The sequence below is a fragment of the Pseudomonas sp. GV085 genome (assembly GCF_003050925.1).
Classification (GTDB): domain Bacteria; phylum Pseudomonadota; class Gammaproteobacteria; order Pseudomonadales; family Pseudomonadaceae; genus Aquipseudomonas.
The window spans coordinates 147,034-160,862 of the sequence record NZ_QAOV01000013.1 but is presented as its reverse complement, the minus strand read 5'-3'; the positions used below and the strand labels follow the sequence as shown (position 1 = coordinate 160,862).

Here is a 13,829-nt window from a genome sequence, read left to right as displayed (position 1 = left end):
TGACGCTTCGGGGGCGTTAACATTAAATTGCCATCAGCTGTATGTAAAAACTCAGTGCTTGGCCACTGCCGTGTTGAGTTTCAGGTAATCCAGCAGAATCCGCCCGGTTTCGCTGAGGTAGGCATCGTCTTCCGGTTTGGTCTTGTCAGCTTCGGCCGCAATAACGTCCTCGTCTTCTTTCTTCAGCTCTTTGAGTGGTTCTTCGCCCTTGGCCTTGCGACGGATGTTTTCCATGGTCAGCTGTTTGGCTTCGATGTCGGCGTGCTGGGCACGACGCTCGGCTTCATTGAGGCTGACGGTTTTTTCCAACATCAGTTTCTGCGCCAGGGCCAGCTTGTCGCGGATGAACACGAACTCTGCATCCTTGGCCGTACGCACGTCATGTTCGGACTTGAGCTGCGAAATGTACGGCTTGAACGGATCCAGCGCAGGCTTGATGGCGGCCTTGATGGTGTCCCATGGCATGGCTTCCGGCAGGGCGCTTTCACCGATTTCCTTGGTGTCGATGATCGACGGGTAATCGATGTCCGGCAAGACGCCCTGATGCTGGGTGCTCTGCCCGGAAACCCGGTAGAACTTGGCCAGGGTCAGTTTCAGTTCGCCATGGTTGAGCGGCTGAATGGTCTGCACGGTGCCTTTGCCGAAGGTCTGGCCACCGATGATCAGTGCGCGGTGGTAGTCCTGCATGGCGCCGGCAAAAATCTCCGATGCCGAGGCGGACAAGCGGTTGACCAGCAATGCCATCGGGCCTTTGTAGAATGCGCCCGGGTTTTCATCTTCCAGGACATCGACGCGGCCATCGGCGTTACGCACGAGCACGGTCGGGCCTTTATCGATGAACAGACTGGTCAGCTCGGTGGCCTCTTGCAAGGAACCGCCGCCGTTGTTACGCAGGTCGATGACCACGCCGTCGACTTTCTCTTTCTGCAACTCGGTCAGCAGTTTCTTGACGTCGCGGGTGGTGCTCTTGTAGTCCGGGTCGCCGGCACGGAAGGCCTTGAAGTCCAGATAGAACGCCGGGATTTCGATGATGCCGAGCTTGTAGTCCTTGCCGTCCTGCTTCAGATTCAAGACCGATTTCTTCACGGCCTGATCTTCGAGCTTCACCGCTTCACGGGTGATCGGCACGATCTTGGTGGTCTGGTCGTTCGGCGCATTGCTGGCCGGGATGACTTCCAGGCGCACAATGGTGCCTTTCGGACCACGGATCAGCTTGACCACTTCGTCCAGGCGCCAGCCCACCACGTCGACCATCTCCTTGTTGCCCTGGGCAACGCCGATGATCTTGTCGGCCGGTGCAACCTGCTTGGTCTTGTCCGCCGGACCTGCCGGCACCAGGCGTACGACTTTCACCTGGTCGTTATCGCTCTGCAACACGGCGCCGATGCCCTCGAGGGACAGGCTCATGTTGATGTCGAAGTTCTCCGCGTTATCCGGCGACAGATAATTGGTGTGCGGGTCGTAGGACATGGCGAAGGTATTGATGTACGCCTGGAAGATGTCTTCCGCGCGGGTCTGGTCCAGGCGTGCCAACTGGTTCTTGTAGCGCTTGGTCAGGGTTTCCTGGATCTGCTTGGGCTCTTTGCCGGCGATCTTCATCCGCAGCACTTCATCCTTGACGCGTTTGCGCCACAGGTCGTCGAGTTCTGCGGTGGATTTGAGCCAAGGGGCGTCCTTGCGGTCGATCAGCAAGGTTTCCTTGGTGGTGAAGTCGATCTTGTCGACGCCTTTGCCCAGCTCGGCAAGGGCGAAGTCCAGACGCGCCTTTACGCGGTCCAGGTAGCGCTTGTAGATGGTGAACCCTGCGTTCAGGTCGCCACTCTTGAGGAAGTCGTCGAACTGCGTCTTCCACTTGTCGAATTCGGCAATGTCGCTGGCCATGAAGTAGCTGCGCGACGGATCCAGCAGCTTGAGGTAGCTGTCGTAGATGATCACAGAGCGCGCGTCATCGAGTGGCGGCTTGCTGTAGTGGTGGCGTTTGAGCAACTCCACGACGTTCAGACTGGCGATCACTTCGTCACGATCGGGTTGAAGCTTGTCCCAGCTATTGGCTGCGAATGTATTGCTCGACATCGGCAGCAAGCCGATACCGATGAATAAAGCGAGGGCAGTGCTGGGGAACAGATGCTTCATGCTGATTCGACGCGGGGACAATTGATAACGCATATTAGGCCGTCTTTGAAGTCGCCGGATCTTTGGGAACCGGTCGCATAATGCAAAAAGCCCGACGCTATAGCTTCGGGCTCAGTCCAGACTCACTATGGAGGCACTGTGAAAGCATTGCAAGGCGTTGACGGTCAAGTGGTATGGGTTGATGAGCCGAGTCCTGCATGTGATGTAGGACAAGTTCGTATTCGAGTGTCGGCAGCGGGCCTCAATCGCGCCGATTTATTACAGAAAGCCGGCCTTTATCCGCCGCCGCCAGGGGCCAGCCAAGTGCTTGGTCTAGAGTGCTCGGGCGTGATCAGTGAGGTGGGCGCCGGGTCCTCCTGGCAGATTGGTGATCGGGTTTGCGCCTTGCTGGCCGGGGGCGGCATGGCCGAAGAAGTGGTTGTCGACGGGCGGCACGTGCTGCCGGTTCCCGATGGAGTGTCACTGGTCGAAGCGGCAGCACTGCCCGAAGTCTATGCAACGGTCTGGCTGAATTTGTTTCAACTGGCTGCGCTCAAGCCGGGTCAGAAAGTTCTGCTGCACGCCGGAGCAAGTGGAATTGGTTCAGCGGCTATTCAGCTGTGCAAGGCCTTCGGTAACCCGTGCTGGGTCAGCGTCGGCTCCGCCGAGCGACTGGCGTACTGCGAAGCGCTGGGCGCCCAGGGCGGCGTGGTGCGCGATGGCGATCTGGAGAGTCTGCGGGATCTGGGGCCGTTCGACGTGATTCTCGACCCGGTGGGTGGTAATTACGCGGCATTGAACCTCAAGCTGCTCGCGCAGGATGGCCGTTGGGTGTTGATCGGCCTGATGGGCGGCCGAGAGGCCAAGCTGGATCTGGCCCAGGTGCTGGCCAAGCGTGTGCAGTTGCTGGGCTCGACCCTGCGCAGCCGTGATGATCAGTTCAAGGCGGATCTATTCAGTGATCTCGGTCAACATGTGTGGCCGTTGTTCGCCGAAGGGCGGTTGAGCCCGCAACTGGCCAGGACATTCCCGATCAAGGATGCCGAGGCAGCGTTTACCGAGCTGGCGAGTAATACCGTGGCGGGGAAGGTGGTGTTGGTGATTGATGAAAGCTTGAGCTGATATCGGGTTGGCTTTGAAAAGATCGCAGCCTGCGGCAGCTCCTACAGGAGATTGCATTCCCATGTAGGAGCTGCCGCAGGCTGCGATCTTTTCGGTTACTTCCAGAGATGTATCGGCCAGCCAGCCTTTTCAGCCTGCTCGCGCAGCACTGGATCGGGGTTGACCACGTGGGGAAAATCCACTTTCAGTAACAACGGCAGGTCGTTGCGTGAGTCGGAATAGAAGCTCGCGCCCTCGAGGTTTTCCTCTTCCGCATCCAGCCATTCCAGCAAACGGGTGATCTTGCCTTCGCGGTAGGTCAGGGTGCCAACGGTGTGACCGGTGTAAACGCCGTGGGCGACTTCCAGTTCGATGCCCAGGATCTCGTCGATGCCCAGGCGTTCGGCGATGGGGCCGACCAGGTGGGTGCCCGAAGCGGATATCACCAGAATCCGGTCGCCGGCCTTGCGGTGGGCGGCGATGGCTTTGGTGGCATCGCTGAAGATGATCGGTTCGATGAAGTCTTCCACCCATGGGCCAACCAGATGCTCGACCTCTTGCGGCGTGCGGCCGATCATCGGCTCCAGGCTGAAGGCCATGTAATCCTCCATGCGCAATTTGCCGTGGCTGTAGGCATCCATCAGCTCGTTGTTCTGCCGCATGAACGATTCGGGATCGACCCAGCCCAGGCGGCCCATCTGTTCGCTCCAAAGGGTGGCACAGTCGCCGTGGATCAGGGTTTCGTCCAGATCAAAAATTGCCAGGGCCATCAGTGCAGTTCTCTCTTCAGCGTCAGCAAAGTCATCAGGCTACCTCACACAGGGCCGTCGGATCGATGGAAAGCGCCAGACGTTGACCGTCGGGATGCAGGTCGGCCGCCGAGCGGTTCAGAACGTCCACAACCAATTCTACGCCCCGGGCTTCGATCCGGTAGCGAATCACGTTGCCCAGCAGGCTGTGGCTACGCACCTGCGCGTCCAGTTCGCCATTGAGGCTCAGTTCGATGGCTTCCGGGCGGATGGCGATGCGCTTGCTGATCGGTCGCTGCAACAGCTTCGAAGCGCTGTCGGCGTCCAGCAGGTTGTAGTTGCCGATGAAGCCGGCCGCGAATACATCTACGGGCGCGGTGTAGAGGGTTTCGGCGTCGCCGCTTTGTACGATCTTTCCCTGATTCATCAGGAAAATCCGGTCAGACATGGTCAGGGCTTCTTCCTGATCGTGTGTGACGAAAATCGTGGTCAAGCCCAGCTCGCGCTGGATCTGACGGATCTGCTCGCGCAGGTGCTTGCGAATCCGCGCGTCCAGGGCCGACAACGGTTCGTCGAGCAGCAACAGGCGCGGGCGGGTCACCAACGAGCGGGCGAGAGCCACGCGCTGGCATTGGCCGCCGGACAATTGATGCGGATAACGCGAGGTGAAGTCGTTCAGTTCCACCAGTTTCAACACTTCGGCGACGCGCTTCTGACTGTCGTCGGCGTTGACCTTCTGCATACGCAGGCCGAAGGCGACGTTTTGCTCCACGCTCATGTTGGGGAACAGGGCGTAGCTCTGGAACACCATGCCGATCCCGCGTTTTTGCGGGCTCAGGGGCACGATGTCCTGATTGTCCAGGAGGATCTTGCCACCATCCACCGAGGTCAGGCCGGCGATGCAGCGCAGCAGGGTGGATTTGCCGCAGCCGGAGGGGCCGAGCAGGGTGACGAATTCGCCTTTGCGGACTTCGCAATTGATGTCGCTGAACACCGTGGTGCCCGCGTAGTTTTTCTGAAGATGTTGGACGCTGACATAGCTCATTCGCTTTTGTCCTTGTTCAAGATATTGGCGATCCAGGTCAGAACCAGCACAAAGAAGAAGTAGGAAATCACCAGCGCACTGGTGAAATGACCGCTGCTGTTGCGCATGTTGTTGAGGTAGACCTGCAGGGTTTCGTAGCGGGTGCCCACGAGGATGTTGGCGAACACGAATTCACCGAACAGGAACGAGAACGACAGCAGCAGTGCCACCATCAGGCCCTTGCGCAGGTTCGGCAGCACCACCAGGAAAGCCGCCTGGAAGGTGCTGGCGCCGAGCAATTGGGCGGCGTCCATCAGGTCGCGCAGGTTGATCGCTTGCAGGTTGTTGGTGATCGCCCGGTACATGAACGGCAGCGCCACGGTGAAGTAGCAACCGATCAGGATCCACGGTGTGCCGACCATGGCGAACGGTCCGGAGCCGTAAAGCTGCAACAGCCCCACCGACGACACCACCGGCGGTACGGCGAAGGGCAGCAGGATCAGGATGTTCATCAGCGCGTCGAGTTTCGGGAAGTGGTAATGCACCACGAACAGCAGCGGCAGAATCAGCACTACTGAAAGAATCAGCGAACCGACGCAGACCAGCAACGATTGCCCGAACGCATCCAGGAAGCGTGGATCGCTCCACAGCTGGATGTACCATTTGAGGGTGAAACCGCTGGGCAGGATGGTCGCCGACCAACTGCTGGCGATCGAGTAGATCAGCGTGCCGGCCAGCGGCAACAGCAGGATGGCAAACAGCAAGTACACCACGACGCGGTGGTAGACACCGACAGGCCCCAGTTCAGCGCGAGACATGGTAACTCCTCTTCAACAGCAACTGATGCACGATGGTCACCAGGGTCATCAAGGCCACCAGCACCACGGCCAGGGCGCTGGCCAGGTTCGGGTCCAGGGAAATGTCGCCGGAGACCATCGCCGCAATACGGATCGTCAGCACGTTGAAGTTGCCGGTGGTCAGGGCGTACACCGTGGCATAGGCGCCGAGGGCGTTGGCCAGCAGGATCACGAAGGTGCCCAGCAGTGCCGGCGTCAACACCGGCAATCCGATGTGCCGCCAGAACTGCCAGCCGCTCGCACCGAGCAGCGAGGCGGACTCGCGCCAGTCTTCGCGCAGTGCATCGAAGGCCGGGTACAGCAGCAGTACGCCGAGAGGGATCTGGAAGTAGGTGTAGAGAATGATCAGCCCGGTTTTCGAGTACAGGTTGAAGTCCTGAATGATTCCGGCCTGCTTGAGCATGATGGTGAAGCTGCCGTTGAAGCCGAGCAAAATGATGAACGCAAAGGCCAGGGGCACACCGGCGAAGTTGCTGGTCATGTTGGCGAAGGCGTTGACGAAGTTGCGCAGTTTCGAATCGACCCGGCGCAGGGAGTAGGCGCCCAGTATGGCGATGATGATCCCGAACACGCTGGACCAGAAGCTGATCTCAAGGCTGTACTGGATGGCCTGCAGGTAGAACTTCGAGCTGAAGATCTTGCTGAAGTTGGCCAGGCCCCAGCCGAATTCTTCCGATTGCAGGCTGTTGATCATTACCCAGGTCAGCGGTGCGATCTCGAATACGATGAAGAACAGCGTGAACGGGAGCAGGCACAGGGCAGCGAGCCATTTACTGCGGGTCATGGAATTCACTTCAACAGCTCCCGGCAGACCGGTTTGTCGTGGGGCACGCCCAGCAATTCGCAGACGGTGCCGCAGATCTCGGTCTGTTTCGGCGCGGCGTCCACGTTGAAGCTGAATGCATCACCGAGAACGAACAGCGGCACCTCACGTTCTTCCGGCAGCAGGCCGTTGTGGGAGCGGTCATTGTTCATGCCGTGGTCGGCGGTGACCAGCACCTGATAGCCGGCATCGAGCCAGCCTTGCAGGTAGTCGGCCAGGATGATGTCGGCCGAGCGGGCGCTGTTGCGGTACTGCGGGGTGTCGAGGCCGTGCTTGTGCCCGGCGTCGTCGATATTCATCGGGTGGATCAACAGGAAGTTCGGCGCATGGCGCAGGCGCAGGCTTTCAGCGTCGGCGAACAGGTGCGAATCGGGGTAGTGATCGATCCAGTAGAAATGCCCGTGCTGGATTGGCAGTTGCGGATCATCGGTGTGGCGATCCCGCGCCGCCACGAAGGGCGAACGATTGTACAGTTCGCTGACCCAGTGATAAGCCGCAGCGGCAGTCACAAGACCGGCGTCGGTGGCGTAGTGATAGATGCTGCGCTGGTTGGACAGGCGCGAGACATTGTTGTGGACAATCCCGCTGTCGATGGGCGCAACGCCGGTCAGGATGCATTCGTACAGCGGGCGGGACAGGGCTGGCAACTCGCACTCCAGTTTGTAGAGTGCGGCGCGTCCGGCGCCGACGTACGCCTGCAGGTGCCCCATGGCGTGGCGGGCGACCTCATGGTTGAGGCCGTCGAGCACGACAAGGATGACGTTGTGCTTCATAGGGGATAGGACTCCGCAATCAAAACCGGATGGCGTAGGAGCTGCCGCAGGCTGCGATCTTCTGATTTGGTTTTACAAGATCAAAAGATCGCAGCCTGCGGCAGCTCCTACGGATGCAGCATTACTGCATATTGATGATGACTTCTTCCTGCCACTTCTGCGGAAGGGCCTTGGAGGTCTTCTCCCAGGCATCCGCATCCTTGATCGGCGTCACTTTCTTGTATTGCTCATTAGGCAGCAGCTTGGCCTGCACCTCGGCTGGCAGTGTGATGTGCTCGGCACGGATCGGACGGGCGTTGCCCTTGGCCAGATTGATCTGGCCGGCGTCGCTGAAGATGTATTCGCGGGACAGCTTGGCGGCGTTCGGGTTTTTCGCGTACTTGTTGATGATGGTGGTGTAGCCGGAAATCACCGAGCCGTCGGACGGGATCAGCACCACGTAATCATCCGGATTGGCCATCTTGGCCTTGTAGCTCAGGCCGTTGAAGTCCCAGACCACGCCGACTTCGATTTCGCCTTTTTCCATGGCACCAATGACCGGGTTGGACATCGACAGGCGACCCTGCTTGGCGATGTCGGCGAACAGATCCAGGGCAGGCTTGAGGTTTTTCTCGTCGCCACCATTGGCCAGTGCCGCGGCCAGTACGCCGTTCGCAGCCTGGGCAGCAGTGCTCACGTCACCGATGGAAACCTTGTACTTGCCGGTCTTGAGGTCAGCCCACTTGGTCGGCACTTCGGAACCGTGCAGCAACTTCTTGTTGACGATGAACGCGATGGTGCCGGTGTAGGCCAGTGCCCAGTTGCCGTCCTTGTCCTTGGCCCAGGCTGGAATCTGATCCCAGGTCGAAGGCTTGTAAGGCTGGACCACGCCTTGCTTGACCGCGATCGGGCCGAATGCTGCACCGACGTCGCCGATGTCGGCGCTGGCGTTGTCTTTTTCCGCGGCGAACTTGGCGATTTCCTGGGCCGAACTCATGTCGGTGTCGATGTGCTTGAGGCCGTATTTGTCGCTCAGGTCTTTCCAGGTGCCGGCCCAGTTGGCCCAGTCATTGGGCATGCCGACGCTGTTGACGGCGCCTTCCGCTTTCGCCGCGGCTTCCAGGGTTTTCAGATCGGTGTCGGCCGCCATGGCGGCGGTGCACATTGCAATGGTCGAGCCTAACAGTGATGCCAGGAAAAACTGTTTCATTCCGAAGCTCCTTGGGTCGTGTTCAACGCTGCGATTGCGGTTTGTGTTGGTCTAGGTCAGCAATACCTGAGCCAATTTAAGGGGGCTGGATGACACTTTGATGTCGTTCGTCGCCAGGGATGACTTTTTGTTCGGCGGTATCGCGGGTGGCCTGCTAAGCGTAGACCATGGTCAAAGCCCCGGCTGGCAAGGGACTTGGCCGATGAATTGCAGGTTCTTGAAAGCCGGGGTGGCGACCGTTGGGCGACTTTGTCACACCTCGGTCATCTGCACTGCCTACGCTTGCAGACTATTGAATGAGCCGGTTTGCGCTGCTGTTCTGCCCTGAATTGGTGCTGGTCTAGTCCAGAAAGGAAACGTTGATGCGTGAAGAGGCAACAAAAGCGGTAACAGCCATTGGCCAGGTACTCCAGGAACAGATCGACCACGGTCTGTTGGCTCCTGGCAGCAAATTGCCGGCCGAACGCAAGCTCAGTGAGCTGTTCGGCACCACGCGGATCACTTTGCGTGAGGCGTTGTTGCAGTTGGAGTCACAAGGGCAGATCTACCGCGAGGAACGGCGCGGCTGGTTCGTCTCGCCGCCGCGCCTGGCGTACAACCTCATGCAGCGCAGCCACTTTCACGCGATGGTCAGCGCCCAGGGGCGCATTCCGTCCACCGAGGTGATTTCAGCGCGATTGCAACCGGCATCGGCGGCGGTCTGTGCCTGGCTGCAATTGCCAGCGCTGTCGAGCGTGATCCAGATCTGCCGCTCGCGACGGATCGACGGGCGACTGGTGCTGTATGTGGAGCACTATCTGAACCCGCAGTACTTTCCCGGGATCCTCGATTTCGATTTGAACCAGTCGATCACCGAGCTGTATGCGCGGCATTACGATTTGCACTACGGACGGGTGCGCTTCGAGATTGTGCCCACGGCGTTGTCGGTGGATGCGGCGGCGGCGTTGAAAGTGTCTGTGGGCAGCCCGGGTCTGCGGATTGCCCGGGTCAACTATGACCAGCATGAACGGTTGATCGACTGCGACCTGGAGTTCTGGCGGCATGATGCGATTCATGTCGGCGTTGATGTTGTCTGATACTGCTTTTCGTAGGAGCTGCCGCAGGCTGCGATCTTTTGATCTTGATTCTTAAAAGATCGCAGCCTGCGGCAGCTCCTACAGGGGTTGTTCCAGGGAGCCACCAGCGGTCATCACCTGAATACTCATCCGCGGTGTCGCCAGATCCAGTCCGGCTTCATCCATGTGCCGCTTGAGTGACAGATTGAACGCTCGCGACACTTCCCACTGCTTGATGGGCGCGGTCTTGAAGCGGGCGCGAAGGATCGCATTGCCCGACTCGAAACTTTCCACCCCCTGAAACTCCAGTGGCGACCAGATATTGCGCCGCTGCAACGGATCGGTGCGCATTTTCTGACCAACTTCGCGCATCAGTTTGATTGCGTTATCGATGTCCATGCTGGCCGGCACCGCGACCCGGAAGATCGCGTAGCCGAATTCCCGGGAGTAGTTCTTGATGCTTTTGATTTCGCTGAATGGAATGGTGTGGACGATGCCGTCGATGTCCCGCAGGCGCACGGTGCGGATGGTCAGGCCTTCGACCGTGCCGAGGTGGCCGCCGACATCCACGTAGTCGTCGATGGCCAGGGAGTCTTCGATGATGATGAACAGCCCGGTAATCAGGTCGGCTACCAGCGACTGTGCACCAAAACCGATGGCCAGACCGATCACACCGGCACCGGCCAGCAGTGGCGTGACGTTCATGCCCATGTTCGCCAGGGCAACGATCAGCGCGATGATGAAAATCGCCACGAACAGCACGTTGCGGATCAGCGGCATCATCGTCTGTGCGCGGGCATTGGCCAGGCCTTTGCGCGAGCGGGTCAGCGCGTGATGCACGGCGGTGTCGCTGAGAATCCAGATCAGCCAGGCGAACAGCAGCGTGCCGGCGAGGCTGAACAGTTTGACGCTGATGTCATGGCCGTCGCCTTCGGTGAAGCGGATCAACGACATGCCCCAGACCCGCAGGCCAAGCTCGATGAAGGCCAGCCACACCAGCAGATGAACGATGGTGTAGAAAAAGTTTTTCAGCCGTTCCGAATACACGGCGTAACGCCGGATGCCGTGCCGGGGTTTGAGGGCGTAGCGGCGTACCAGGCCGTTGATGACCATGCACAACACCAGCAAAACGGTGCAGATCAACGACTGGCGCAGGGCGGTGCTGGTGTCGCCAGCGGAAATAAAGGTGGCGAACAGGGAGATGGCCACCAGCACCAATGCCGGCACGTACCAGAAGGTGCCGAGGATCGACAGGGTGTCATTGAGGGCACGGCGGGTCAGGCGCCGGGACAGCGGCTGATTGCGGATCAGGTGGGCGATCGGTCGGCGGAAGCGCAGGATGAACCGTCCTGTGGACAGCGCTGCCAGGACATTGGCGACAGTCGCAGCGGTATGGGCCAGATGGCTGCCGAGGCTGTCGACCAGTCGCGGGTCGCTCAGCGCTTCGCCAAACGCGGCGAAGCTGCCGATCAGCCACAGCGGCCGAAACGCCTGGTGCCGCAGGATGTACAAGGCGCGGTTGCGGTGCGGGCCGTCGAGCAGGGAAAAGGCAATCACGCAGATGGCCGAGAAGCAGGTTCCGACCACCAGTGCATAGGCCAGTACCATGGCCAGGCTTTTGCCCAGGGACGAGGGCAGGGCGTAGCTCATGTAGACCGTGATCACCAGGGCGATCAGCCATGGCCCGAGTTTGCGCAAGGCGAAGCGCAACATGTCGAGGGCCCTGGGATGTTGCGGCAGTTCTTCGGTCAGGCCGAAACGCATCCGCACGCGGTGGCTGATCCAGATCAGGGCGGCGGCCAGCAGGCTCCAGACCATCAGGATCATGGCAAAGGCGAACAGCATGGGCAGCCATTCATTGGCCGGCAGCGCCAGCGCCACCAGTTCTTCCCTGGCCTGATCGAACTCACTGGACCAGCGCGTGAGCGGACTGTCGTCGCCGGATAACTTCTTCTCGATGTTGGACAGGGTTCCGCCAATCAGGCCCAGCACGCCTTCCTCGGTCGTTGGTTGAGCCTTTTTGGTGGTGTCACGGAGCTTTTTCAGATCGGTCAGCAGCTTGGTGCGTTGCTGATCGTTCTCCAGAGACTTGATCACTTCGTCCAGGGATTGCCCCAGCGGTTCCTGTGCTTCGGGCTGGGTCTTGGCCTGGCTGCCGAGCAGGCCTGGCAGGCCGGCCGCCTGGGCAGGCGCCACTGACAGCAGTGTCATCAGGCAGACAAGGAAAATACACGGCAGGGCAAAAAGACGAGCGAACACTAGGCGGTCAACCTCGCAGGGAGCGGATCGGCCGAGTGTACGAGCCTGTCAAAATCAATGCGAGCCAAGGGCGATGAATTATTCGTTGAGTTTGGCGAGGATCTTGATCACCACGGTTGCGAGAATGGTCAGCATGCCGATCCACATGCCGAACACGCCGGCGTTTTTATCGCGGAAGTTGAAGCCGACAGCCAGCATGATCATCCCGGCAAGGATCGGGACCAGCATGGCGTGGAAGGTAGACATCGAGATCATGGTGACGGCCTTGTCGAAGGGATGCTTGAAGTCTAGGCGGCTTTTTTGCGCGGTGTTGTCTGTAGGAGCGAGCTCGCTCGCGATGGACTTCAGGGCTCCGCGACTATCCAGAAATCACGTGTAATCGTTAGCGTCCATCGTCGGAACGCCGCCCGGAGCAAGCTCGCTCCTACAGGGTTTTGTTACGGCAACTCGCGGCAGGCGTAGAACGCGCTCAGCACCTTGACCAGATGTGCCAGGTCATGGCTGCCGCACAATTCGCGGATCGAGTGCATGGCGAACGTCGGCAAGCCGATGTCCACGGTGCGCACGCCCAGGTGGCTGGCAGTGATCGGTCCGATGGTCGAACCACAGCCCATGTCGCTGCGCACCACGAAACTCTGCACCGGCACTTCTTCAGCCATGCACAGGTGACGGAAGAATCCGGCGGTTTCGCTGTTGGTAGCGTAGCGCTGGTTGCTGTTGACCTTGATCACCGGGCCGGCGTTGAGTTTCGGGCCGTGGTTGGCATCGTGTTTGTCGGCGTAGTTCGGGTGTACGCCGTGGGCGTTGTCAGCCGAAACCAGCAGGGATTTCTGAATGGTGCGTACCAATTCGTCACCTTCAGGCAGCAGGCGACGCAAGGTTTGCTCGAGCATCGGGCCGTCGGCACCGCAGGCCGAGCAGGAACCGACTTCTTCGTGGTCGTTGCAGACCAGCACGCAGGTCTCGTCGGTGTCGGTCGTCAGCAGCGCTTGCAGGCCGGCGTAGCACGACAGCAGGTTGTCCAGGCGCGCGCCGGCGATGAAGTCGCCATGCAAACCAATGACAGCAGCGCTTTGAGTGTCGTAGAAACTCAGCTCGTAATCGAGCACCACATCAGCGTTCAGGCCGTGTTCGCGGGCGAGCTGATCGGTGAGCACAGCGCGGAAATCCACGCGCTCGTCACCGGCAAATTGCGCGAGGATCGGCGGCAGTTCGGTCTGGGCGTTGATGGCCCAGCCCATGTTGGCTTCACGGTTGAGGTGAATCGCCAGGTTCGGAATGATCGCGACCGGAGCCTTGAAGTCGATCAACTGGCTCTCGACCTTGCCATCACGACGGAAGGTTACGCGGCCCGCCAGGGACAGGTCACGGTCGAACCAGGGTGCCAGCAGCGCGCCGCCATAGACTTCGACGCCCAATTGCCAGAAACCCTGGCGTTGCAGTTCCGGTTGCGGCTTGACCCGCAGGCACGGGCTGTCGGTGTGGGCGCCGACCAGGCGAATGCCACCGTGTAACGGTGAATGGCGGCCCATTTTGATCGCGACAATCGAAGAGTCGTTGCGGGTGACATAGTAGCGACCGTTGGCTTCGGTATTCCACGGCTCGCGCTCGTCGAGGCGTTGATAGCCCGCCGCTTCCAGGCGCTGAACAAGGCTGGCGGTGGCATGGAACGGGGTAGGGGAGGCCTTGAGGAAATCGATCAGGCCTTGGTTCAACTCTTCGCGCATAAAGTAGCTCCAGACAGCAGTGGCGCCAGTTTAACGTATTGGTCAGGGAATTGGCGGCGGAGTGCGGGTGGAGTGGCGCAATCCCCTGTAGGAGCGAGCTTGCTCGCGATGGTCGTCAACGATAACGCGGGAAGCCTGGCGCCCCGTGGCGTTCTCGGGA

General features: G+C 59.8%; 12 protein-coding genes. 2 read left to right on the top strand and 10 right to left on the bottom strand.

From position 1 onward, the window contains the following. Positions 1-51: 51 nt before the first annotated feature. Positions 52-2,133, bottom strand: a complete 2,082-nt coding sequence (locus tag C8K63_RS24400; RefSeq protein WP_177413296.1) for a carboxy terminal-processing peptidase — start codon at positions 2,131-2,133, stop codon at positions 52-54. A gap of 138 nt (positions 2,134-2,271) precedes the next feature. Between C8K63_RS24400 and C8K63_RS24395 the strand changes: the two genes are divergently transcribed. Continuing rightward, entirely contained in the window at positions 2,272-3,234 is a 963-nt protein-coding gene (locus C8K63_RS24395; RefSeq protein WP_108219003.1) for a zinc-binding dehydrogenase, read from the top strand. A gap of 95 nt (positions 3,235-3,329) precedes the next feature. Here C8K63_RS24395 and C8K63_RS24390 read toward each other — a convergent pair whose 3' ends face one another. The 6 genes from C8K63_RS24390 to C8K63_RS24365 all read right to left on the bottom strand — a co-directional run bounded on the left by C8K63_RS24390 (position 3,330) and on the right by C8K63_RS24365 (position 8,628). After that, positions 3,330-3,983 carry an HAD family phosphatase gene (locus tag C8K63_RS24390; RefSeq protein ID WP_108219002.1) on the bottom strand — a complete coding sequence of 218 codons (654 nt, stop codon included), beginning with the start codon at positions 3,981-3,983 and terminating at the stop codon, positions 3,330-3,332. 34 nt (positions 3,984-4,017) lie between these two features. Further along, the gene (locus tag C8K63_RS24385) at positions 4,018-5,007 is read right to left on the bottom strand and encodes an ABC transporter ATP-binding protein (RefSeq protein WP_108219001.1); all 990 of its coding nucleotides are present in this window, start codon (positions 5,005-5,007) and stop codon (positions 4,018-4,020) included. After that, positions 5,004-5,804: an ABC transporter permease gene (locus tag C8K63_RS24380; protein WP_108219000.1), complete on the bottom strand. Its 801-nt coding sequence runs from the start codon at positions 5,802-5,804 to the stop codon at positions 5,004-5,006. Before C8K63_RS24380 ends, C8K63_RS24385 begins: the two co-directional genes overlap by 4 nt. Continuing rightward, positions 5,791-6,627 (bottom strand): ABC transporter permease, encoded by an 837-nt coding sequence (locus tag C8K63_RS24375; protein ID WP_371920794.1) that lies wholly within the window; start codon positions 6,625-6,627, stop codon positions 5,791-5,793. Before C8K63_RS24375 ends, C8K63_RS24380 begins: the two co-directional genes overlap by 14 nt. 5 nt (positions 6,628-6,632) lie before the next feature. Further along, positions 6,633-7,439 carry an alkaline phosphatase family protein gene (locus C8K63_RS24370; RefSeq protein ID WP_108218998.1) on the bottom strand — a complete coding sequence of 269 codons (807 nt, stop codon included), beginning with the start codon at positions 7,437-7,439 and terminating at the stop codon, positions 6,633-6,635. Positions 7,440-7,560: 121 nt separating this feature from the next. Continuing rightward, positions 7,561-8,628 (bottom strand): ABC transporter substrate-binding protein, encoded by a 1,068-nt coding sequence (locus C8K63_RS24365; RefSeq protein WP_108218997.1) that lies wholly within the window; start codon positions 8,626-8,628, stop codon positions 7,561-7,563. A gap of 362 nt (positions 8,629-8,990) precedes the next feature. Between C8K63_RS24365 and C8K63_RS24360 the strand changes: the two genes are divergently transcribed. Next, positions 8,991-9,704 carry a UTRA domain-containing protein gene (locus C8K63_RS24360; protein WP_108218996.1) on the top strand — a complete coding sequence of 238 codons (714 nt, stop codon included), beginning with the start codon at positions 8,991-8,993 and terminating at the stop codon, positions 9,702-9,704. Positions 9,705-9,782: 78 nt separating this feature from the next. On the opposite strand, the gene C8K63_RS24355 is transcribed toward C8K63_RS24360, so the two are convergent. From C8K63_RS24355 to C8K63_RS24350, 3 genes are all read right to left on the bottom strand, one after another. Beyond that, complete coding sequence (locus C8K63_RS24355; protein ID WP_256594988.1) at positions 9,783-11,894, bottom strand: mechanosensitive ion channel family protein; 2,112 nt, start codon at positions 11,892-11,894, stop codon at positions 9,783-9,785. Between the two features lie 126 nt (positions 11,895-12,020). Next, entirely contained in the window at positions 12,021-12,197 is a 177-nt protein-coding gene (locus C8K63_RS30520) for a hypothetical protein (protein ID WP_177413295.1), read from the bottom strand. 182 nt (positions 12,198-12,379) lie between these two features. Then, a complete protein-coding gene (locus C8K63_RS24350) occupies positions 12,380-13,669 on the bottom strand; it encodes a M18 family aminopeptidase (RefSeq protein WP_108218994.1) in 1,290 nt (429 codons plus the stop codon). Positions 13,670-13,829 lie beyond the last annotated feature (160 nt).